This window comes from Pasteurella oralis (assembly GCF_002850605.1).
In the GTDB taxonomy this organism is placed as follows: domain Bacteria; phylum Pseudomonadota; class Gammaproteobacteria; order Enterobacterales; family Pasteurellaceae; genus Pasteurella; species Pasteurella oralis.
The window spans coordinates 25,040-48,641 of the sequence record NZ_NXGB01000002.1 but is presented as its reverse complement, the minus strand read 5'-3'; the positions used below and the strand labels follow the sequence as shown (position 1 = coordinate 48,641).

Annotated in this window: 21 protein-coding genes; 8 read left to right on the top strand and 13 right to left on the bottom strand. The window is 37.2% G+C overall.

From position 1 onward, the window contains the following. Window positions 1–30: 30 nt before the first annotated feature. On the bottom strand, window positions 31–714 hold the full coding sequence (locus tag C0975_RS02660; RefSeq protein ID WP_101774858.1) for a YidX family protein: 684 nt from the start codon (window positions 712–714) through the stop codon (window positions 31–33). Window positions 715–1,347: 633 nt separating this feature from the next. On the opposite strand from C0975_RS02660, the gene C0975_RS02655 reads away from it, so the two are divergent. After that, entirely contained in the window at window positions 1,348–2,727 is a 1,380-nt protein-coding gene (locus C0975_RS02655) for a Do family serine endopeptidase (protein ID WP_101774857.1), read from the top strand. Window positions 2,728–2,808: 81 nt separating this feature from the next. Here C0975_RS02655 and C0975_RS02650 read toward each other — a convergent pair whose 3' ends face one another. Continuing rightward, window positions 2,809–4,239 carry a YdgA family protein gene (locus C0975_RS02650; RefSeq protein ID WP_101774856.1) on the bottom strand — a complete coding sequence of 477 codons (1,431 nt, stop codon included), beginning with the start codon at window positions 4,237–4,239 and terminating at the stop codon, window positions 2,809–2,811. A 324-nt stretch (window positions 4,240–4,563) separates the two neighbouring features. On the opposite strand from C0975_RS02650, the gene dnaK reads away from it, so the two are divergent. From dnaK to dnaJ, 4 genes are all read left to right on the top strand, one after another. Beyond that, window positions 4,564–6,468 (top strand): molecular chaperone DnaK, encoded by a 1,905-nt coding sequence (dnaK, locus tag C0975_RS02645; RefSeq protein WP_101774855.1) that lies wholly within the window; start codon window positions 4,564–4,566, stop codon window positions 6,466–6,468. 123 nt (window positions 6,469–6,591) lie between these two features. Beyond that, window positions 6,592–6,990: a GyrI-like domain-containing protein gene (locus C0975_RS02640; RefSeq protein WP_101774854.1), complete on the top strand. Its 399-nt coding sequence runs from the start codon at window positions 6,592–6,594 to the stop codon at window positions 6,988–6,990. 84 nt (window positions 6,991–7,074) lie between these two features. Next, window positions 7,075–8,343, top strand: coding sequence for an O-acetylhomoserine aminocarboxypropyltransferase/cysteine synthase family protein (locus C0975_RS02635; protein WP_101774853.1), 1,269 nt, complete (start codon window positions 7,075–7,077; stop codon window positions 8,341–8,343). Window positions 8,344–8,517: 174 nt separating this feature from the next. Next, window positions 8,518–9,636, top strand: a complete 1,119-nt coding sequence (gene dnaJ, locus C0975_RS02630) for a molecular chaperone DnaJ (protein WP_101774852.1) — start codon at window positions 8,518–8,520, stop codon at window positions 9,634–9,636. A gap of 168 nt (window positions 9,637–9,804) precedes the next feature. Here dnaJ and modC read toward each other — a convergent pair whose 3' ends face one another. From modC to modA, 3 genes are all read right to left on the bottom strand, one after another. Continuing rightward, window positions 9,805–10,860, bottom strand: coding sequence for a molybdenum ABC transporter ATP-binding protein ModC (modC, locus tag C0975_RS02625; protein WP_101774851.1), 1,056 nt, complete (start codon window positions 10,858–10,860; stop codon window positions 9,805–9,807). Next, window positions 10,847–11,536 carry a molybdate ABC transporter permease subunit gene (gene modB, locus C0975_RS02620; protein WP_101775161.1) on the bottom strand — a complete coding sequence of 230 codons (690 nt, stop codon included), beginning with the start codon at window positions 11,534–11,536 and terminating at the stop codon, window positions 10,847–10,849. Before modB ends, modC begins: the two co-directional genes overlap by 14 nt. 152 nt (window positions 11,537–11,688) lie before the next feature. After that, a complete protein-coding gene (gene modA, locus C0975_RS02615) occupies window positions 11,689–12,453 on the bottom strand; it encodes a molybdate ABC transporter substrate-binding protein (protein ID WP_101774850.1) in 765 nt (254 codons plus the stop codon). Window positions 12,454–12,593: 140 nt separating this feature from the next. On the opposite strand from modA, the gene C0975_RS02610 reads away from it, so the two are divergent. Next, entirely contained in the window at window positions 12,594–13,376 is a 783-nt protein-coding gene (locus tag C0975_RS02610) for a TOBE domain-containing protein (protein ID WP_174674038.1), read from the top strand. 37 nt (window positions 13,377–13,413) lie between these two features. Here the strand turns inward: C0975_RS02610 and yfbR are convergent, their stop codons facing one another. From yfbR to pntA, 8 genes are all read right to left on the bottom strand, one after another. Next, window positions 13,414–14,016 (bottom strand): 5'-deoxynucleotidase, encoded by a 603-nt coding sequence (gene yfbR, locus C0975_RS02605; RefSeq protein ID WP_101774848.1) that lies wholly within the window; start codon window positions 14,014–14,016, stop codon window positions 13,414–13,416. A 2-nt stretch (window positions 14,017–14,018) separates the two neighbouring features. After that, the gene (degS, locus tag C0975_RS02600) at window positions 14,019–15,047 is read right to left on the bottom strand and encodes an outer membrane-stress sensor serine endopeptidase DegS (RefSeq protein ID WP_101774847.1); all 1,029 of its coding nucleotides are present in this window, start codon (window positions 15,045–15,047) and stop codon (window positions 14,019–14,021) included. Further along, entirely contained in the window at window positions 15,041–16,174 is a 1,134-nt protein-coding gene (gene ribD / locus C0975_RS02595; protein WP_101774846.1) for a bifunctional diaminohydroxyphosphoribosylaminopyrimidine deaminase/5-amino-6-(5-phosphoribosylamino)uracil reductase RibD, read from the bottom strand. The genes degS and ribD overlap by 7 nt, the downstream gene beginning before the upstream one ends. A 2-nt stretch (window positions 16,175–16,176) precedes the next feature. After that, a complete protein-coding gene (nrdR, locus tag C0975_RS02590; protein WP_101774845.1) occupies window positions 16,177–16,626 on the bottom strand; it encodes a transcriptional regulator NrdR in 450 nt (149 codons plus the stop codon). A 77-nt stretch (window positions 16,627–16,703) separates the two neighbouring features. Next, window positions 16,704–17,300 (bottom strand): DNA glycosylase, encoded by a 597-nt coding sequence (locus tag C0975_RS02585; protein WP_101774844.1) that lies wholly within the window; start codon window positions 17,298–17,300, stop codon window positions 16,704–16,706. Then, window positions 17,284–17,904: a hypothetical protein gene (locus C0975_RS02580; protein WP_143485120.1), complete on the bottom strand. Its 621-nt coding sequence runs from the start codon at window positions 17,902–17,904 to the stop codon at window positions 17,284–17,286. The genes C0975_RS02585 and C0975_RS02580 overlap by 17 nt, the downstream gene beginning before the upstream one ends. A gap of 113 nt (window positions 17,905–18,017) precedes the next feature. Next, window positions 18,018–19,442 carry a Re/Si-specific NAD(P)(+) transhydrogenase subunit beta gene (gene pntB / locus C0975_RS02575; protein WP_101774842.1) on the bottom strand — a complete coding sequence of 475 codons (1,425 nt, stop codon included), beginning with the start codon at window positions 19,440–19,442 and terminating at the stop codon, window positions 18,018–18,020. A gap of 10 nt (window positions 19,443–19,452) precedes the next feature. Continuing rightward, window positions 19,453–20,982 carry a Re/Si-specific NAD(P)(+) transhydrogenase subunit alpha gene (pntA, locus tag C0975_RS02570; RefSeq protein WP_101774841.1) on the bottom strand — a complete coding sequence of 510 codons (1,530 nt, stop codon included), beginning with the start codon at window positions 20,980–20,982 and terminating at the stop codon, window positions 19,453–19,455. Window positions 20,983–21,365: 383 nt separating this feature from the next. Between pntA and sfsA the strand changes: the two genes are divergently transcribed. Together sfsA and tyrS are read left to right on the top strand one after the other, a co-directional pair. Further along, window positions 21,366–22,091 (top strand): DNA/RNA nuclease SfsA, encoded by a 726-nt coding sequence (gene sfsA / locus C0975_RS02565; protein ID WP_101774840.1) that lies wholly within the window; start codon window positions 21,366–21,368, stop codon window positions 22,089–22,091. Between the two features lie 248 nt (window positions 22,092–22,339). Beyond that, the gene (gene tyrS, locus C0975_RS02560) at window positions 22,340–23,527 is read left to right on the top strand and encodes a tyrosine--tRNA ligase (protein ID WP_101774839.1); all 1,188 of its coding nucleotides are present in this window, start codon (window positions 22,340–22,342) and stop codon (window positions 23,525–23,527) included. Window positions 23,528–23,602: the final 75 nt, after the last annotated feature.

Genomic DNA, 23,602 nt, shown 5'->3' with positions numbered 1-23,602 from the left:
ACTGACCGTGCGCTTTATTAAAATGTATGATTAATAATCAACGAATGGCAAGGTAATCAACAACACTGGTAATAATATGATATCCGTCGCCAAAGCCACTGGCGTTGCGGCAATTTTAGTTAATAATAATGAACCATCAATATTTGTTTCGGACTCCAATGTATTGATAGAAACAGGAAGTGTTGTTTCAAATTGATATTCGAGTTTAATATTTTCCGCTTTTTTATATATTTCACCCTCAAAATAGTACTCTTTTGCATAAATTTCAGGCTTACTTGTTTTTCTAAAACCTAACTCTCTGACAATTTTAATCTCTCGTTCCGTTTTAGGCTGGTAATGAAGCCACAAAGAATCTGTAGAAAATCCCTTAGCGCTCTTAGTTAAATTGATGCAAATAGGCTTATTTGCTTTGGTATTAAAGGCTTTTGGTAATTTGGTATTAAGTAACGTTTGCAGCTGCTCAGTTTGTTTTGGGGAAATAAAATACCAATAGCTGTCGCCTATCATGACAATCTGTTGCTTGTCTTTCGTTCTACCAAAGGCGCGAATAGTATCTTTAGCAATTTCTTTCGCTTTAATGTCAGTAGAGATAATATCGCTTGAACCAGGAATAAAACTGCTGTTTTGCCCCCCAGCCCATAGCCCTGCTGTACAACCTGAGAGCGTAAAAAAAAGAGAAAAGGCGAAAATACGTAAAATGTGTTTGAATTTCATAAATTTCTCCTTAGTGAATAAAAGTAGCTATATAAAAATGGTCAGTTGAGTTTAAATGATGGAACATATTAAACCATATCTGACCGTCTCCCTAAAATTTTTGCTATTCAATTGACTTCTGAACGCTATATGACTTACTAAGCCTATAACCAATAAAGTATGTTAAATCGTTCACTTTGGCACGCAACAATCAAATAAAAAACAAATTATTTAATAGCTATCATGTCATTCATTTTATCTTGTTCAAACAAGCCCTTTGTAGAAAATCAATAGAATAAACCTCTGGTTAAATTTGCAACGATGATAGCAAAATAGTTCTTAAAAAACTATGGGTTATTACATTATGATTCAACAGATAAATGAACAGACTATATACGTTAATTCACAAGCCGTTAGAAAACCACCCACAATAGGGCTTTACTTGAAGATGAATATTTGTTCAACGCTTGAAAGTATTTTATCTACAAATGAAAGATGTTACTCCAAGTTACTCTAGTAAAATTGATGAAACTTTGTGAAAAATGAAAAATTTATTACAAACTCGAACATTTTTTTATTTTCTTTGTCTTATGACTTACTTAAACTGCTCTGTGCAATTTTAGTGTGTTTTAACTTTATTGGAGAAAATGAACAATGAAAAAAAGAAATTTTCTATTAACCAGCATTGCTCTCGGATTAAGCATTTTATCAACCTCAACGATCAGCCAAGCATCATTACCTGCCTATGTTGAAGGTCAACAAGTCCCTAGCCTAGCACCAATGTTAGAAAAAGTACTGCCTGCGGTGGTTTCAATTTCAGTCGAAGGCAAAGCAAAATCAAATGCCCCATCACAATTTCATGGTATTCCAGAAGAATTTAGATTTTTCTTTGGACCTGACATTTTCAACGATCGCGCGCCCCGTAACTTTCGTGGTATTGGATCTGGTGTAATTATTAACGCTGAAAAAGGTTATGTATTAACCAATAATCACGTTATTGATAGTGCAGATAAAATTACGGTTCAATTACAAGATGGACGCGAACTGAGTGCCAAAGTAATCGGTGCTGATGAATTATCGGATGTCGCACTTATTCAAATTGAAAAACCAAAAAATTTAATCGCACTAAAAATTGCAGATTCAGATAAATTACGTGTAGGTGATTTTACTGTTGCTATTGGTAACCCATTTGGTTTAGGTCAGACTGTCACTTCTGGTATTGTTTCTGCATTAGGGCGTTCAACAGGATCTGATAGCGGTACCTATGAAAACTATATTCAAACAGATGCGGCAGTCAATCGCGGTAACTCTGGTGGTCCATTAGTCAATTTACAGGGTGAATTAATTGGTATTAATACTGCAATTATTTCGCCAAGCGGGGGCAACGCTGGTATTGCTTTCGCAATTCCAAGTAACATGGCAAATAACCTCGTCCAACAAATTCTTGAATTTGGTGAAGTCCGTCGTGGAATGCTAGGCATCAAAGGTGGTGAATTAAATGCTGATTTAGCGAAAGCATTTGATATTGAAGCCCAACAAGGTGCTTTTATAAGTGAAGTTTTACCAAATTCTGCGGCTGAAAAAGCAGGCTTAAAAGCTGGCGATGTGATTATTGCCATGAATGGGCAAAAAATTTCAAGCTTCGCCGAAATGCGCGCTAAAATTGCGACTTCTGGTGCGGGCAAAGAAATTGAGCTCACTTATTTACGTGACGGTAAAAAACAAACTAGTAAAGTGACTTTGCAATCGGATGATCAAACACAAGCAGATGCAAGTAGCTTACTCCCTGCACTAACAGGGGCTGAAATGAGTAACTATGATGAAAAAGGTCTGAAAGGTGTTGCGATTACGCGCGTTGCGCCAAAATCTATCGCTGAACAGCGTGGTCTGAAAAAGGATGACATCATTGTTGGCGTAAATCGTCAAAAAGTAGAGAATTTAGGTCAATTACGCAAAATTTTGGATACAAAACCATCTGCAATTGCATTAAATATTGTCCGTGGTGAAAATAATTTCTACTTACTGATTCAATAACAATTAACAAAATGGGGATATGATGATATCCCCATTTTTTATGTGCTTGTATTTTACTTAAAATTGACCGCACTTTTACCTTTAATAGCTCATACCTAGGAAAAACAATACTACTGTCATTAAAATTTGTTCTTCTGGAATTGGCTGTCCATTTAATTTTAACGCTTTGTTCTCAAGCAACAAGCCTAACTTCACTGAGCTTTCTGAATCAACCAATACACCTTGTTGGATTGCTTCTTCAAACATCGCATTAACAGCTTGTTCTGCTGCGACTATTGCATCTTCTTTTGTTACACCATTCGCTTCTTCAACCATTGCAAAAAGCTTAGTTAATGCATTTTTATTCAAATCAACATTCACCGCTAACTGCTTAAACAGATCTAAGATTTTCCCTTGTTCAAGCATATCAAAATTACCACTTGCCATTTCAATAACAAGATCTGCTTTAAGATCACCCTCATCTGTGGTTAATTTTAATGGATCAAGTTGTAACAATGGCTGGTTTTGCAAAATTGTTTTCGCTAACGCTTGAATTTGTTCTTCTGGTAGCGGCTCATAATCAGCATTGTTATCAACAAGCATTAACAATTCATTGGTTGCTTTACCATCTAGGTGTTCAAGTTTGACTTTGGCATCAAGATCGCCCACTGTTTTACCATTCACTAGCATTTCTGGCGCTTTAGCAACTAATTCATAGTTCACAAAAGTATTCTCTTTTTTAGTGCTCGCATCAAAAGACATATTTCTGTATTCTAAATTAAAATCTCGCATATCTCGTTCAGTAAGCGAAACACGGAAGCTATCAATCAATGCACTTTGTTTACCAACCGGAATTTGTTCCCATTCAGTACGTTGTAAATCGCTATCAATTTTAATCTTGTTTACTTCAATGATTGCTTTAGATGCATCTTCTGTATCATCAATCGCAAGTTTTAAGCCATCAATAATAGCTTGTGATTTACCAATCCCGTTCGCTGTTACTTTATCGAAATTTAATTCAATGCCTTTCCATACAATATCAGCATCACTCAGATCTAGTTTGATTGGTGCAATTCTTGCTTGTCCTGAGAAAGTAGAGTCATAACCAATTTTAATATGGCTTTCAAATGGATTTTTACCTTGTGCATAGTCAAACCATGCTTGTGTTTCTTCATTTTGAACAATACGATCATTACTTGACAATAAGGTTGGCAATAAATCGAATTTACTTACCCGATCTAAAGGGAATGGTCCATGATAAAGTGTGCCCTCAAATGGGATTGTAACTTGAGTATCAGGAAATGTTGCAACGAAATCATAAGTTACATTAGAACTAAAAATACCACGTTCAATTGCCAAATTAGTAAATTTGACCTCAGAACCAGCAGAAGCAAGCCCCGCAAATCCAGCATTAATTAAATCTAAACGCTCTTGCGCCTTTTCTTCAACAGCTTTACCTGTATACCATGCACTACCTGTCCAAACAGCGCCAAGCGCAACAATAACACCTAAAGCAACTAATGATTTTTTCATAAATAAATTTCCTAAATTAAAGGTGAGTCGAAAGTGGTTAATCTATCACAAATCATTATTGTATAGAATATATTCTTTATAGATTGTTCATTGATAAACTCTTTCGCATTTTTTTAGGCAAATAAAATAAATTTTACATCCTCCTCTTGAACTTTCACTTTTTAGCCTCATTTACTACAGTGCGAACAAACTCAACAAAATATGACCGCACTTTAAGTGAAACAATTAACATGAAAAATTTTTCTTTCCATCACTTGAAATGCAAAATTTCATCCTTATTTTGGAAGAGCAAATCGAATTAACGAATTTATTAGGAGAAACAAAATGGGAAAAATCATTGGTATTGACTTAGGTACAACAAACTCTTGTGTGGCGGTAATGGATGGTGGTACACCACGCGTTATTGAAAATGCAGAAGGTGATCGTACCACTCCGTCAATCATTGCATATACTCAAGATAATGAAACATTAGTAGGTCAACCAGCAAAACGTCAGGCTGTCACTAACCCGAAAAATACCGTATTTGCAATTAAACGTTTAATTGGTCGTCGCTTCCAAGATGAAGAAGTTCAACGCGATGTTAACATCATGCCATTTGAAATCGTAGCAGCTGATAACGGCGATGCTTGGGTTGGTGTAAAAGGCGAAAAAATGGCACCACCACAAATCTCTGCTGAAGTATTGAAAAAAATGAAGAAAACAGCAGAAGATTTCCTAGGTGAAACGGTCACTGAAGCTGTTATCACTGTACCTGCGTATTTTAATGATGCACAACGTCAAGCGACTAAAGATGCAGGTCGTATCGCTGGTTTAGAAGTAAAACGTATTATTAATGAACCAACGGCTGCGGCACTTGCCTATGGTTTAGATAAAGGTCAAGGTAATAAAACTATCGCCGTTTATGATTTAGGTGGTGGTACATTCGATTTATCTATCATCGAAATTGATGAAGTCGGTGGTGAGAAAACATTTGAAGTATTAGCAACTAACGGTGATACACACTTAGGTGGCGAAGATTTCGATAACCGCGTCATTAATTACTTAGTTGAAGAATTCAAAAAAGAACAAGGTGTTGACTTACGCAACGATCGATTAGCGATGCAACGTTTGAAAGAAGCAGGTGAAAAAGCCAAAATTGAACTTTCTTCTGCACAACAAACAGATGTTAATCTTCCATACATCACTGCAGATGCGACAGGTCCAAAACATTTAAACATTAAATTAACGCGTGCAAAATTAGAATCATTGGTTGAAGATTTAGTTGCTCGTTCATTAGAACCAGTCAAAGTTGCACTAGCAGACGCAGGTTTAAGCGTGTCACAAATTGATGATGTGATCCTTGTTGGTGGTCAAACTCGTATGCCACTAGTACAACAAAAAGTTGAAGCTTTCTTCGGTAAAGCACCACGTAAAGATGTGAACCCAGATGAGGCTGTTGCTATCGGTGCTGCAGTACAAGGTGGTGTATTAGCAGGTGATGTAAAAGACGTATTGTTATTAGATGTTACTCCACTTTCATTAGGTATCGAAACTATGGGCGGTGTGATGACCACTTTAATTGAGAAAAACACTACGATTCCAACTAAGAAATCGCAAGTATTCTCAACCGCAGAAGATAACCAAAGTGCGGTAACAATCCACGTCCTTCAAGGTGAACGTAAACGTGCGGCAGATAACAAATCTTTAGGTCAATTTAACCTAGAAGGTATCAATCCTGCACCACGTGGTATGCCACAAATTGAAGTCACTTTCGACATCGATGCAGATGGTATTATCCATGTATCAGCGAAAGATAAAGGGACCAACAAAGAGCAAAAAATCACAATCAAAGCTTCTTCTGGTTTAACAGATGAAGAAATTCAACAAATGGTTCGTGATGCAGAAGCAAACGCTGAAGCTGACCGTAAATTTGAAGAGTTAGTGCAAGCACGTAACCAAGCAGATCATTTAGTTCATAGCACTCGTAAGCAATTAAGCGAAGTGGGCGATAAATTATCTGCTGAGGATAAAGCACCAATCGAAAAAGCGGTAGCAGACTTAGAAGCTGCAGCGAAAGGTGAAGATAAAACGGAAATTGAAGCGAAAGTTCAAGTATTAATTCAAGTTTCTGAAAAGCTCATGCAAGCGGCTCAGCCACAGCCTGATGCGCAGCCGCAACAAGCACAAAGCGAAAAACCAAATGATGATGTGGTTGATGCTGAATTTGAAGAAGTGAAAGATAACAAATAATTTCACACTGATTAAAATCGAAGGGCGTAGCGATACGCCCTTTCGGTATATTAATTAATACGCTATTTTTCCTCACTTTATATTCGTAAAAGTAATGTGAGGAAAAATAAATGTGGAGAATGAATGTCCCTGATACTCTACCCTATCGCACAACAACGCCTTAATAACGAAATTGCGAATGATATTATTCCAATATCATGGCAAAACAATCTTGAATTATTACCACAAGATCAATACTGTTACGGTGTTTATTTTAATTATGCTGCGGATTATCAAGCTGACTATGATTTTGCGATTGCGACTGAAAAGGCAATAAAGACAAATTTCCCTGTTATTGAAATTGAAGATCTGAGTTTCTATGAAATATTTCGTTGCAAAGCAGATGAAGTTCATCAAACTTGGCAGCTCATTTGGAAAAAAGAACAGCAAGGTTTGCTTAAACGTGCTTATCATGTGGATTTTGAAAGGTATGCACCTAATGGTGCAGTAGAGATTCATATTTCCGTTGTACCACATTGTTAAGCAAATACAGTGTGATCAAAATTTTGTCAAAACTGACCGCACTTTACGCCTCGAAACAATAACATCACCCAAAAGGAACACACAATGGAATTTGCAACGAAATGTCTTCATGCTGGTTATACTCCTAAAAATGGCGAACCACGTGTGCATCCAATAGTACAAAGCACAACGTTTACTTATGATTCAGCAGAAGAAATTGGCAAGCTATTTGATTTAAAAGCATCGGGCTATTTCTATTCTCGTCTTTCCAATCCTACCACCAATGCAGCGGAAGAAAAATTAGCCGCATTAGAAGGTGGTGTTGCAGCGATGTGTACTGCTTCGGGGCAAGCAGCAATTTTTTATGCCATGTTAAATATTCTTGAAGCAGGCGATCATTTCATTTCCTCTACTTATGTGTATGGTGGTACTTATAATCTATTTGCTCATACGTTGAAAAAAATGGGGATTGAAGTCACTTTTGTCGATCAAGATCTACCGCTGGAAGACTTAAAAAAAGCTATTCGTCCCAATACGAAAGCAGTATTTGCAGAAACTATTGCAAATCCGGCATTGCGCGTATTGGATATTGACAAATTTGCAGCTTTAGCAAAAGCAGCAGAGGTGCCATTATTAGTAGACAATACTTTTGCCACACCTTATTTCTGTCGCCCAATTGAATTTGGCGCTAATGTGATTATTCATAGTACATCTAAATACCTAGATGGGCATGCTGTTGCACTCGGTGGTGCAATTATCGATTGTGGTAATTTTGATTGGGCTAATGGTAAGTTTCCACAATTAAGCACACCAGATCAAACTTATCATGGGTTAGTCTATACCGAAACTTTTGGTTCCACTGCTTATATAGTGAAAGCACGTGTACAATTAATGCGTGATTTAGGTGCCACACCAGCTCCACAAAATAGTTTTCTACTCAATATAGGGATGGAAACCTTAGCTGTGCGTATGCAACGTCATTATGAAAATGCACAAGCGGTGGCTGAGTTCTTAGAAAAACATCCACAAGTAGCTAAAGTAAGTTTCCCTGGTTTAATAAGTTCACAAGATTACACATTAAAACAAAAATATTTACCAAATGGTTTATGTGGTGTAATTTCTTTTGAAATTAAAGGTGGTAGAGAAACAGCAGCAAAATGGTTAAATGCATTGCAATTAGTTTCTCGTGAAGTCCATGTAGCAGATATTCGTACTTGTGCGTTACACCCAGCGACCTCAACACATCGCCAATTAGCAGAAACTGAATTAGAAAAAGTGGGTATTTCTGGCGGATTAATTCGTCTTTCATGTGGTATAGAAAGTATTAAAGATATTTTAGCCGATTTAGAACAAGCATTTGCGGTAACTAACTAATTAATATTAGGGCAGATTTTTTCTGCCCTCAATTAAAAGCAATAAGTTCATATTTTTTATCAAGAAATATTAGCTTATCTCTTTAAAAATCAGAAATAGCACATAAATTATTCCTGACAGATAACAAAATCCATTCGATTTAAAGTAGTAAAATAAACGGAAACAGTAAACATTATGGCAAAAAAAGATTATTACGAGGTTCTCGGTGTTGAACGTGGTGCAGATGAAAAAGAAATCAAGCGTGCCTATAAAAAATTGGCGATGAAGTACCATCCTGACCGTACGCAAGGCAACAAAGAACTCGAAGAAAAATTTAAAGAAATCCAAGAAGCTTATGAAGTATTAAGCGATAAGCAAAAACGCGCTAATTATGATCAATTCGGTCACGCTGCTTTTGAGCAAGGTGGCTTCGGTGGTGGTGGTTTTAGTGGTGCTGACTTCGGCGATATTTTCGGTGATATGTTTGGCGATATTTTTGGTGGTGGTCGTGGTCGCCAACGTGTCGTACGTGGTGATGATCTGCGCTATGATCTTGACATTAGCCTAGAAGAAGCCGTACGCGGTACCACTAAAGATATCCAAATTAATACACTTGCACATTGTGATAGTTGTGATGGTTCTGGTGCAGAAAAAGGCTCTAAAGTAGAAACTTGCCCAACTTGTCATGGTGCAGGTCGTATCCGTCGTCAACAAGGTTTCTTTGTTACAGAGCAATCTTGTCCGACTTGTCATGGCTCAGGGAAAAAAATCGAGAAGCCATGTAAATCTTGCCATGGCGATGGACGTGTTCATAAAAAGAAAAATCTTTCAGTCAAAATTCCAGCTGGGGTAGATACAGGTAACCAATTGCGTTTATCAGGTGAAGGCGCTGCAGGTGAAAATGGTGCACCAAATGGCGATTTATATGTGGTTATTCATGTACGCAATCACCATATTTTTGAACGCGATGGCAATAATTTATACTGTGAAGTACCCGTGAGTTTTACGATGGCAGCATTAGGTGGAGAAATTGAAGTACCAACCTTAAATGGTCGTGTAAAACTTAAAATTCCAGCAGAAACGCAAACAGGGAAATTATTCCGTATGCGTGGTAAAGGTGTGACTTCAACACGTAGCAACTATGCAGGCGATTTAATCTGCAAAATCATTGTGGAAACACCTGTTAAACTAAACGAAGAACAAAAAGAATTATTGCGTAAATTAGAAGAAAGCCTAGAAGGTTCCAATCACAAGCCTAAATCATCAAGCTTCTTTGATGGTGTAAAAAACTTCTTTGATAATTTAGGTAAGTAAATGTCTCTAAAACAGACCGCACTTTACTTTTTTAGCAATAAAGTGCGGTCTGTTTTTTATGAGTTTTTATTCTAAAGTAGCCGTAATACTCATATTATGTTAGCGAAAAGACCTCGAAATACCCTAAAGTAGAATCCCCTATTTACTTGTCTGGCTTTATGTTTTTGTTCAAACTACCGAAATCGCTTTTACTTGCGCAAATACGGTTTGTTCAAGCTGCAAGTCAAGTTCTTTAAATGCCCATTTACTAATCGTTGCCCAGATAATTTTATCGTCTAGTGCAATTTGCACATCCACTCGATTTTCACTTTGTACAATTTTACGCACTTTACCTTGCAAAATATTACGAATACTGGTTTTTTCTGGCATTAATAAACTGATCGAAACATCAGATCCTTTAATACAAATACGCATTTTTTCACTAATCGGACAGTCTTGGGCTTTAATCCAAATTTGCTGTTGTGCCAAAGCGAGTGCGGTCATTTGATAATCTGCATTATGCTGTGAAACGGGTAAAGAAAGTACCGCACTTTGCTCATCTTCTAATTTCCATGGTAAAAATAAAGGATTTTCCCAAATATTTTCTAATAAGTCATAAGCTCGAACTTTTCCTTCATCAAGTAACACTACTCGCTGCGCTAATCGTAATAATTCTTCTAGACTGTGTGTTACATATAAAATAGGGATTTGAATTTGTTTTGATAGCTTCTCAAGATAAGTCATTAATTCACGTTTACGAGGCAGATCTAACGCTGACAAAGGTTCATCCATCAACAAAATTTCAGGTTTGGTCAATAATGCACGTCCAATAGCAACACGCTGTTTTTCGCCACCAGATAAAGTGATCGGGTATCGTTTTAATAAATGCGCAATACCTAATAACTCAACAATATAATCAAACTCTTGCTGATCAAATTTTGCTACGCCATAAAGCAAATTACCCTTCACACTATAATGTGGAAATAAACGCGCATCTTGAAATACATAACCAATATGACGCTGATAAGCAGGTAAGCAAATATTGTTGACAGTATCCACTAATACACGCTGATTTAAAGAAATTTTTCCTTGATCAAGCTTAACTAAGCCGCTGACTAAATTAATTAAAGAAGATTTACCTGAACCAGATAAACCAAAGATAGCAGTAACGCCTTGCGCAGGAATAGCTAAATCAGCTTCAAGGACAAAATTACCCAATTGTTTTTTTACATTAATGTGTAACATTGCCTTGCCCCAATTTTTTCTGCATATTTTTCGCTAACCATTCAGATAAAAGTAGCGAAATTAACGATAAAACTATCGCGAAAATACATAATCTTGCTGCCTGTTCTTCGGCCCCTGGTGTTTGAATGAAAGTATACATCGCCAGTGGAATTGTCTGCGTCTCTCCTGCAATATTTGATACAAAAGCAATTGTTGCCCCAAACTCACCTAATGAACGTGCGAAACCAAGTACAACACCCGCTAATACACCGGGTAACGAAAGCGGTAACGTAATTGTAAAAAAAACACGCCACGCTGATGCGCCTAAAGTTTGTGCTGCTTGCTCTAGTTTCACATCAATACTTTCAAGCGATAAGCGGATTGCACGTACCACTAAAGGAAATGCCACAACCGCAGCAGCTAATACAGCGCCATTCCAACTAAATGCAAAAGAAAAGCCAAACCAACTATATAGATACTTACCAATGAAACCATTTCGCCCCATTGCTACTAGCAATAAGTAGCCAATCACAACTGGTGGTAAAACTAAAGGTAAATGAACCACCCCACTGATCATAGATTTACCATAGAAGTTTTTACGTGCAAGCAGCCAAGCGATTAAAATTGCAAGAGGTAAACTCCATAAAATCGCATTCACAGAAACACTCAAGCTCAATTTAACTGCTTGAATTTCCATCGTACTTAGACCAAGAGCCATGAGAAGTTGAGTAAACAAGACCAATCCTTTAACGTTATTATTATTGAAATTTGCTCAAAATAGACCGCACTTTATACAGGTAAAAGAAGAGGGACGCGTAATTAGCGTCCCTATTTATTGTATATGAAAAATTACTTCACGGCGAAACCATAATCTGCAAACACTTTTTTTGCTTCAGCAGATTCTAAGTATGTTAAGAAAGCACGACTGTCTGTATTATCATGGTCTTTCAACAAAGCAACTGGGTATTCAATCACTTTATAAGAATCAGCTGGAAATACACCTACAATTTTTACACCTTTACTCACTTTACCATCAGTACTATACACAATACCTAAAGGCGCCTCCGTACGCTCAACTAAAGCTAATGCCGCACGCACATCTTTACCCCGTGCTAATTTTGTTTCAACTTTGTCCCAGAGCTTTAAATGAGTTAATGCTTCTTTTGCATACTGTCCAGCAGGAACATGATCAGGATCTCCAACAGATAAGAAATTATCTTTTAATTCAGCAACCCACTCTCCTTTCGCTACATCAACATCATTTAGCTTACTTGATTGTGGTGCAATCAAGACTAACTCATTACCAACTAATACTTTTTCTGTTTCTTTGATTGTCAATTCTTTCTCTGACAAATGTTTCATCCATTTTGTATTTGCAGAAATAAAAATATCTGCTGGCGCCCCTTGTTCAATTTGTTTTGCCAATGTTGATGAAGATGCAAATGAAAAAACCAGCTCTTGTTCTGGCTTAATTTTTTTATAGTCTTCCGCAATTTGATTTAACGCATTTGTCATCGATGCAGCAGCAAAAACAGTCACTTTAGCTTGTGCAGAAACAGAAAATACGAAACATGCTAGCGCAAGTGAACTCGAGATTGTTTTTAATTTGAACATAGAAATCGCTCCATTTATTGATAAGAAAACATTATGTAAAAAATTATACAATGTTTTAACAAAGAAATACTATATAAAAAATAGACTTTCCTTTAAAATGTGAGAGATATCAAAGTTTGGCGCAGATACTGGAGAAAATGATGTTAAATACTGAAATTTTACTCACCATCAAATTACAACAACAACTTTTTGTTGATCCTAAACGAGTACGTTTATTAAAAGAGATTCAAAAATGCGGTTCAATTAATCAAGCCGCAAAAAATGCTAAAGTAAGTTATAAAAGTGCATGGGATCATTTAGCGGCAATGAACGATATTAGCCCTAAACCACTACTTGAGCGCAATGTTGGTGGTAAAAATGGTGGAGGAACAGAATTAACCGTCTACGCTCAACGTTTATTGCAACTTTATGATTTATTAGAAAAAACACAAGAAAAGGCTTTTCATATTTTACAAGATGAAAGTTTACCGTTAGACAGCGTATTACATGCAACAGCAAGATTTTCATTACAAAGTAGTGCGCGTAATCAGTTCTTTGGCAAAATAGCGAATTTACGTCATGAAAATATTCATTGTTTTGTGGATATTGAAATCCAAGGTCTTCCACAGCATTTAACTGTTTCTATCACTGAAAAAAGCGCGGTGCGTTTGAAACTCGTTTTGGGTAAAGAAGTCATGATGATGATTAAAGCGCCATGGGTTAAAATCCAACGTCATGCACCAGCTGAAAATATGCTCAATATATTTCCTGCACAGGTCAAAGAGATTACTGACAAAGGAGAAATGGAAGAAATTATTTTAACTGTAGGCAAAGAGGATATTGAATTTTGTGCAACTTCAACTCAAACAGATCAGGTAAAAGTTAATGAACAAGTTTGGCTTTACATCGATCCCGAACAAATTATCTTAGCGACACTTTACTAAAAAATATTCAGGGCAGATGAAATAATCTGCCCTTTCTTTATAAAGCAATTTCATCAATAGACTTCCCAAAACTTGGAATAAATACTTGCATAAAATAATCCATTTCCTGGCTATACCATTGATTCATTAATTTTTCTAACCGCACTTTTGCGGCTTTAAACTCTTGATTGCCATTTTCAAGTTCAAATTGTGCTTTTATATAGGCGCAAATCAAGTCAGCTTGTTTTACAATATGTTTTTCTTCTGCTGAAATTGCTTGCGAATTGAGATAAAGAGCAAATTCTGACTGTAATGCTTCTGGTAATAAAGAAAGCAGATGGAATTCAGCCGCATTTTCAATTTGTTTATAAGCTTGTGTGATTTCCGCATTAAAATATTTAATTGGTGTCGGCAAATCACCCGTAAAAATTTCCGAAGTATCATGATACATCGCAATGACAGCAATTTTTTCAGGATTGACATTGCCTTGGTAAAACTTATTTTTGACCAGTGCCAAAGTATGCGCCACAAAAGCCACCTGTAAGCTATGCTCGGCTAAATTTTCTTTTTCAAGATTACGCATTAAAGACCAACGTTGAATTAATCTCAATCGATCTAAACATGCAAAAAAGTGGCTAGTTTGAATTTTGATTTCTGACATAGTTAATTAATTGGATACTCTTCTATCACTACAGGTAGCTCAATTTGTTTACCTAAGCGTAAAATGACAACATTCAATTTTGTATTTGGACGGGTATTGCTAATAACGTGCATCATTTGTGCTGGTGAAATTGCTTCCACATCACCTACTTTCAAAATAATATCTCCTGCTTTCACACCTGCTTTGCCTGCTGGGCTATCTGGACTGACATTGGTAATCAATATCCCTTTTTCAATATTCACACCCTGCCCATTGCTAAAGAAAATATCACTTTGTACTCCAAAATAACCTCGAATAACCCGTCCATCACGAATAATTTTTTTCATCACATCATTAGCCAGCTCAATTGGAATCGCAAAGTTTAACCCTTCTGCAATCTCATTAGAAGTTTTACTAATACTCAAGGTATTAATCCCAATTAACTCACCTAATGAATTAATTAGTGCACCACCTGAATTACCGCGATTGACTGAAGCATCGGTTTGAATAAAGTTTTGACGCCCAACAGAATCACCCACAGCATTACGTCCAACCGCACTAATGATCCCCTGTGAAACACTTTGCCCTAAGTTATAAGGATTACCAATGGCTAAAGCAATATCACCAACATGTACTTGACGTTTGGGATTCTGCGGAATTGTGGATAAATTATCTGCCCGAATTTTTAATACAGCTAAATCAGTTAAACTATCTGAACCAATCAAACTTGCATCAAAAAGCTGCCCATTTTGCAGTGCTACAACAATTTGATCCGCATTTTGAATCACATGTTTATTTGTCAGGATATAACCATCTTTTGACATAATGACACCTGAACCTAAATTACCTACTTCAAGTTGATCCCGACTATTTGAGGAAAATGCACGATTATATACATTCACTACAGCTGGCGAAGCAATACGAACCGCCTCTTTAAAAGACATAGGTTCAGGTTGGAAAAAATTCAAATGATTCAAATTCGGCAGTGCAACTAAAATAAATAACGCACAGGCTAAACCAATTACTGCCGAACGAATAAGTTTTCTTAACATTTTGGCTCCATAACTATTGGATGATAAATGGATTTGATGTCATCACCAAGTCGCTCAATGGAATGTAATTTCCATAACGTCGCATCAGCAAGTTGAGTTAAATGTGGAAGTTTACACAACCCTCTTGCCTCATCACCAAGCAATTTGGGGGCAGTATAAATAATTAACTCATCCACTAAATTCTGTTCAATTAATGCCCCTGCCAAAGTCGCACCCGCTTCAATCCATACTGTATTTATTTGACGCTGACCTAATTCAAACATGAGATCTTGTAAATAATGTGATGTATCTGCTAGCAGAATCTGTTTACAGAAAACCGGATAATCTGCAAGATCTCGTGCTGTTTTGCTCACTAACCAAACTGGTGCATCAATCTTAAATAAACGTTTTGTCGATGTAACTTGGTGTTGTGAATCTAAAATCACACGTACTGGCTGACGTAAATTTTCTACTGAATAAGCTTGCTGAACTGGTTCAGGTAACTGTTCCCAGCGCACATTAAGCAAAGGATCGTCTGCAATCACTGTTTGGCTGGCAGATAAAATTGCCGATGCTTTAGCTCGCTCTACTTGTACATCAGCACGAGATAACGCGTTAGTAATCCACTTACTTTCGCCATTAGCTAGTGCCGTACGCCCGTCCAAGCTCATTGCCATTTTTAATTGCACAAAAGGTTTTCCTGTACGCATTCGCTTTAAAAAACCACGATTAAGCCATTCTGCTTTTTCTGCTAACAAACCGACCGCACTTTCAATGCCATTCTCAGCTAACATTTGCAAACCTTTGCCTGCAACCTGTGGATTTGGATCATACATAGCACTAATTACTTTAACAACACCCGCTTCAATTAGCCCTTTCGCACAAGGTGGAGTACGTCCAAAATGAGAACAAGGCTCTAAAGTCACATAAGCAGTCGCACCACGTGCATTTTCACCCGCTTCTCGCAACGCCATCACTTCCGCATGTGGCTCTCCAGCCCTAAAATGAAAACCCTTTCCAACAATGCGTCCAGCTTTGACAAGAACACACCCCACAGAAGGATTAGGTGTGGTCGTAAATTGTCCTTGCTGCGCAAGATCTAATGCCATTTGCATAAACGCAACATCTTGTACGCTGAATTCGCTCATCTTTAATCTCTTAAATTCTCAATTTCTTTACTAAATTGTTTAATATCATCAAAACTTAAATAGACTGACGCAAAACGAATATAAGCGACTTTATCTAGTTTTTTTAATTCTTCCATCGCTAAAGTACCTACTAATTTACTTGGCACTTCACGCTCACCCGTTGCTCTTAAACAGTGCATAATATGACTAATCGCTTGTTCAACATCATCTGCACTGACTGGTCGTTTTTCTAAAGCATGTTGGATACCACGCCGTAATTTATCTTCATTAAAAGGTTCGCGAGTACCATCATTTTTAATAATTTTTGGTACGATTAATTCTGCGGTTTCAAAAGTAGTGAAACGTTCATGGCAATTTCCACACTCACGACGACGACGGACTTGATAACCATCAGACACTAAACGACTGTCAATCACTTTAGTTTCTTCTGTAGAACAAAAAGGGCAATGCATAGTGTCTCCTTGCAAAATAATCAGTAAAAATGAAGTTTATCTTAACAAAGTTTAGATTTATTGACGATGAATTCTTTTTACTCTTTAGCTAAGATCCCAGTTAATTCAAAGAAATCGCGGTAGGCTTTTGTTTTATTTAGCAAACTCATTGGATAGGCTCTTGAGGTTGAAGGTAAACGGTACAAGTTTAGTTCACGTCCTGCATAATAAAAAGTAATAAATTGATTGGTTTTAGGTGGTATTATTTTTTCTGGTAACAAACTTAAAAGTGTTTCTGTTGCTTTACCACCAGTCGTAAATAGCCAGCGACAATTTGGGACTTGCGTTAAAGCCTGAGCCAGATCAACAGGCTCTACTACAGTTAAAAATTTATCAGACGCATTATCTTTTTCACGAATCGCAGTATGAATTGTGGAGCATAACCCAATCCCCCATTCGCGTAAAAAAGCTTCAATACGTATAGGATCAAATCGTTTTTCACCTTTCACTTGAAAGTGGGCAGCATCATTAAAGAATACTAAACCATAAATCCGCCACATATCATTTTGAAAATTAGGATAATGAAAATGCATACACCGCTTGTCTTCTTTCGGCGGAAACGTCCCCATCATCATTATTTTGGCATGCGGTGGAAAAATAGGCGGAAATGGGTGGATTTCAATAGTTTTCATCATATTTCACTTTCAATATTTTTATTCGATCGTTCTTATCATTTATTTTGCCATAAATAGATTTATACTCGACATTTAATGTGATGCCATTCGCTAAAATAGCTAGTACTTGTCTTTGGCAAATTTCTCTTTTCATATACAACGCGTGATAAACATTATCCTCAAAATTCAGCTCTTCCTCAGGTTTTAACTTTAACAGCATTCTGTTGTATGTCATTAGTATATCTTGATTATCCCATTCAGGATAAATAATCAATGGAATACTTTCTCCTGCGATAATTCCTTGATTCACAGAAATCATACCTTGTGGAAAAAATCGACAACCCTCATCAAAATTGAACCCATTATCACGAAAAATATTCCGTAATGTCATATATTCTTGTTGTGGAGAAAGATTATTTAACTCATATTCTTGTTTATGAGTAGAAATAGAAACTGACGTAATCAATGCGGGACCTAAACCTATATTTTTGACTAAGGCACCAAAATATAACTTGCCATCTGCATTAGGGAAAGCATATCTATCTGCAATGAATTTCAAATAAGGCTTTGCATTGGTTTCTTGTTGTTTCTGTAATGAATGACAAGAATATAGAGATATAATCATGGATAAAATAGCTATCCATGACGTTAAAGACAATGTTTTTAATTTTTTTATCATAACTTTCTCATAGATAAAAAAACCGCACTTCAAAAGTGCGGTCAATTTTCAGCAAATTTTTATAATGCTTTCAAAATATCGTCTACGCGATCTTTCGCATCACCAAACAACATTTGTGTATTGTCTTTAAAGAACAATGGATTTTGTACACCAGCATAACCCGTATTCATTGAGCGTTTAAATACAATCACATTTTGTGCTTTCCATACTTCAAGTACCGGCATACCTGCGATTGGGCTGTTTGGATCATCCATCGCAGCAGGATTTACAGTATCATTTGCACCGATCACTAATACGGTATCAGTATCAGCAAAATCGTCATTGATTTCATCCATTTCTAACACAATATCGTAAGGGACTTTCGCTTCTGCAAGTAACACATTCATATGACCCGGTAAGCGACCTGCTACAGGATGAATACCAAACCGCACATTCACACCACGCTCACGCAGTTTTTGCGTAATTTCTGCCACAGGATACTGTGCTTGTGCAACTGCCATACCATATCCCGGTGTAATAATCACAGAACTTGAGTTTTTGAGTAATTCAGCCACTTCTTCTGCGGTAGTTTCACGGTGTTCACCTTGTTCTTCATCACTACTTACCACAGGATCGTTACCAAAACCACCCGCAATTACACTAATGAAAGAACGGTTCATGGCTTTACACATGATGTAAGACAAAATCGCACCAGATGACCCAACTAAGGCGCCAGTTACAATTAATAAATCATTACTTAACATAAAACCTGCCGCTGCTGCTGCCCAGCCTGAATAGGAGTTAAGCATAGACACCACGACTGGCATATCTGCCCCACCTATTGAAGCAACTAAATGCCAACCAAAAGCAAGCGCAATTGCGGTCATCAATAACACAGGGAAAATATTTTCTGGGCTATTTAAGAATGATGCCATCAATAATGCTGAAATAACTAACGCAGCTAAATTTAATTTATGGCGATGTGGTAAAGCCAATGCTTTAGAATCAATAATGCCACGTAATTTACCAAATGCGACCACAGAACCTGTAAAAGTGACAGCGCCAATAAAAATCCCAAGAAATACTTCTACATTATGGATATTACTTAACACTTTTTGCTCTGCTAAAAATGCCGCTTGTGCTGCAGCATCTAAATTTGCTGGCATTGCTGCTTCATAGTGTAAGCCATAACTGTTAAAACCAACTAACACTGCGGCTAAGCCGACAAAGCTGTGTAAAATTGCGACAAGCTCTGGCATTTCAGTCATTTCTACTTTTAGCGCTCGCTTAATACCAATCACGGCACCAATTACCATCGCGATTAAAATCCAGATAGTCCCTTTTGATTCTGGACCAAAAATTGTTGCGACTAAAGCAATTGCCATACCGACAATACCATACCAACAACCTGCTTTTGCAGTTTCATGTTTAGAAAGACCTGCTAAGCTCATAATGAAAAGTAATGCTGCAACGATATAAGCAGCTTGTACTAAACCTTCAGACATTGCTTACTCCTTAATCTTTTCTAAACATCGCAAGCATACGTTGTGTGACTTTAAAGCCACCGAAAATATTGATACTTGCTACTAAAATCGCGATAAATGCCAAAATGCTAATAAAGAAATTGCCCTGTGCAATCTGCAATAATGCTCCTACAATAATAATGCCTGAAATTGCATTAGTGACTGCCATTAATGGTGTATGTAGCGCATGGCTAACATTCCATACAACATAGTAGCCAACAACACAAGCAAGTACAAATACAGTGAAGTGCGATAAAAATGCAGCTGGTGCAACTGAAGCTAATGCCATAAACAAGAATGCTGCCACAGCCATTGCACCATATTTGATACGAGGATCAGCAGGCTTCACTTCTTTTTTCTCAACAGGTGTCGCTTTCATTTGTTGTGCTTGTGCAGAAACTTGAATTGGCGGTGCAGGCCAAGTCACTTCACCATCACGAATAACTGTGACACCGCGTAACACAACATCTTCAAAATCAATATCAATGTTGCCATCTTTTTCTTTGCACAATAACTTCAATAAATTAACTAAGTTTGTCCCATAAAGCTGAGAAGACTGCGTTGGTAAGCGACTTGGTAAATCCGTGTAACCAATGATTTTCACTTGGTTCTCTGTCACCACCACTTCCCCCGCTTTCGACAGCTCACAGTTACCACCTGTAGCAGCTGCTAAATCCACAATCACTGATCCCGGCTTCATGGATGCTACCATTTCTTTGGTAATCAAACGAGGAGCTGGCTTACCTGGAATTAATGCCGTAGTAATAATAATATCAACTTCTTTGGCTTGTTCTGCATAAAGCGCCAGAGCACGACGATTAAATTCTTCTGACATGACTTTCGCATAGCCATCACCGCTACCACCTTCTTCTTGGAAATCAATTTCAAGGAAACTGGCGCCCATACTTTCCACTTGCTCTTTCACTTCAGGACGAGAGTCAAACGCACGCACAATTGCACCTAAACTATTTGCTGCACCGATAGCCGCTAAGCCCGCTACACCTGCACCAATCACAAGTACTTTTGCAGGGGGTACTTTACCTGCCGCTGTAATCTGACCAGTAAAGAAACTACCAAATTCATGCGCAGCTTCCACCACAGCACGATAACCTGCAATATTTGCCATTGAACTTAATGCATCTAAAGATTGTGCGCGAGAAATACGTGGCACCGCATCCATTGCTAATACATTAATTTTCTTGGCAGACAATTTTTCCATCAGTTCTGGATTTTGCGCAGGCCAAATAAAGCTGACTAATGTCGCACCTTCTTTAAGTAACGCAATTTCTGCATCCGTTGGCGCATTCACTTTAAAAACAATATCTGACTGCCAAACTTCTTCTACTGAACCAATTTTTGCGCCAGCTTCTGCAAATGCTTGATCTTCAAAACTCGCTTTAAAACCGGCATTATGCTCAACAATCACTTCAAAGCCGAGCTTTAAAATTTGCTGCACAGTTTTCGGCGTTGCCGCCACACGACTTTCATTATCAAGCAGTTCTCTAGGTACACCAATTAACATAATGTTTCCTTCAAATTGATTGATGATAAGTTCGAGTAAACACGTTACTCCCCTAAAAGATGACAAAAAGTCAAAACTGCTTCAATGTACCATTTATTGTTTTAAAGTTACAAAAGTTTTTATCAATTTCATATATGATTTAAAGTTATTTATTTAATCCCTCATAAAAATAGAAATTTTCTAAAATTATTTACTGACAATTTACTCATTTATACGGCAATTTTAAAATACTTAATTTATTCACAAAACGTTTATAAAACCCAGCGTACGTTTATTTGCTGATGATAAAAGCCTTCTTCGTTTTAAACCCATTTTTGCTTGCCAGAAAGTATAAAATTCCGCAATATAACAACACATTTTTCAATTAACATACAAGGATTTCTATGCAACTCCCTCCACTCCAATCAGCAATACTCATTCGTCGTTACAAACGTTTTCTTGCCGATGTACAACTGGATAATGGCGAGATACTCACGATCCATTGTGCAAATACTGGGGCGATGACTGGTTGCGGTGAAGCTGGTGATATTGTGTGGTACTCTCATTCTGATAGCCAAACCCGCAAATATCCACATTCATGGGAAATTACTCAGCTTAAAAATGGTAAAATGGTATGCATTAATACACATCGCTCTAATCAACTTACCTTTGAAGCATTACAAAATAAACAAATTAAAGAATTAGCTATGTATAACCAAATTTTGTCTGAAGTGAAATATGGTGAAGAAAATAGTCGCATTGATTTTTTATTAAAAGGTGACAATTTGCCTGATTGTTATGTTGAAGTGAAATCAGTCACATTAGTAAAAAATACAATAGGTATGTTTCCTGATGCCGTGACAACTCGTGGGCAAAAACATCTACGTGAATTAATGGCAATGAAAAAACAAGGACACCGTGCTGTTGTCTTTTTTGCCGGGCTGCATAATGGCTTTGATTGCTTTAAAGTGGCAGAACATATCGATCCTGAATATGACAAATTATTACATGAAGCTATTCATGAAGGTGTTGAAGTCTATGCTTATGCGGGGGAATTTAGTTTTGCAAAAGCACAACCAATAACACTTTCTCTTATAAATTCAGTGAGTTACATTGGCGACAAAAAATAATTTCAAATTTGAGAATAATTTTCATTAAAATCTATTGACTTTATTTTTGATAACAATTATCATTTACACCATTCAAACAACAATAGATAATCACTCCAACATTTGAACGCCTCCTCCCCCACAAAGAGGCGTTTTTTTTATCTTCAAATTTCAAAAAACAGACCGCACTTTTCAAAGTAAATCGCTTTTCATTTGTTGAATAATCACTATAATGTAGTGTTTTAGCTCAAATAAAACAGGATACAGCAATGACGGATATCAATACAGCTCTCGCAGAACTGAAACGCGGTGTAGATGAAATTCTTTCAGAAACAGATTTAATTGAAAAATTAAAAGAGAATCGCCCTTTGCGCATCAAGTTAGGTGCAGATCCAACAGCACCAGATATTCATCTTGGTCACACTGTAGTACTAAACAAATTACGTCAATTCCAGCAATTTGGGCATGAAGTTATCTTCTTAATCGGTGATTTTACTGGCATGGTTGGCGATCCTTCAGGTAAAAATAGTACTCGCCCACCATTAAGCCGTGAAGATGTGTTACGTAACGCAGAAACCTACAAGCAACAAATTTATAAAATTCTTGATCCTCAAAAAACGCGTATCGTATTTAATTCGAGTTGGTTAGGTGAACTTGGCACAGAAGGCATGATCCGTTTAGCTTCTAATTATACCGTCGCTCGCATGCTAGAACGTGATGATTTCAAAAAACGTTTTAGTCATAATCAACCTATCGCAATTCATGAATTCATTTATCCATTACTACAAGGTTATGACTCTGTCGCCTTAGAAGCTGATGTGGAATTAGGTGGAACAGATCAGAAATTCAATTTACTTGTAGGACGCGAGCTACAAAAATCTGCAGGTCAAAAACCTCAAGTGGCAATCACTCTACCATTATTAGTGGGTTTAGATGGTGAGAAAAAAATGTCTAAATCACTTGGTAACTATATCGGTGTCACAGAAGCACCAAACGAAATGTTTGGTAAAGTGATGTCAATTTCGGATGATTTAATGTGGGATTGGTACGACTTACTCTCTTTCCGCCCACTAACTGAAATTGTACAATTAAAAACAGAAGTCAAAAATGGTCGTAATCCTCGTGATGTCAAAGTGTTACTTGCTAAAGAAATCATTGCTCGTTTCCATTCAGAAGCTGACGCGCAAGCCGCAGAGCAAGAATTTATTAACCGTTTCCAAAAAGGTGTAATGCCAGACAAAATGCCAGAGTTTACTTTCGAAGGTGAAATTGGTCTAGCGAATTTATTGAAAGAAGCAGGCTTAGTTGCCTCAACCTCAGAAGCAAATCGTATGGTTCAACAAGGTGGCGTTAAAATTGATGGTGAAAAAGTAGAAGATGCAAAATTAGTGATCACATCAAGTAGCGCAGTATATCAGGTGGGTAAACGCAAATTTGCACGAGTTACGGTTAAATAGCGTCTACGAAACTTTCAGAAAAGTGACCGCACTTTTCAAATCCGTTAAAACCAATAAAGACAGCCTTTCGCTGTC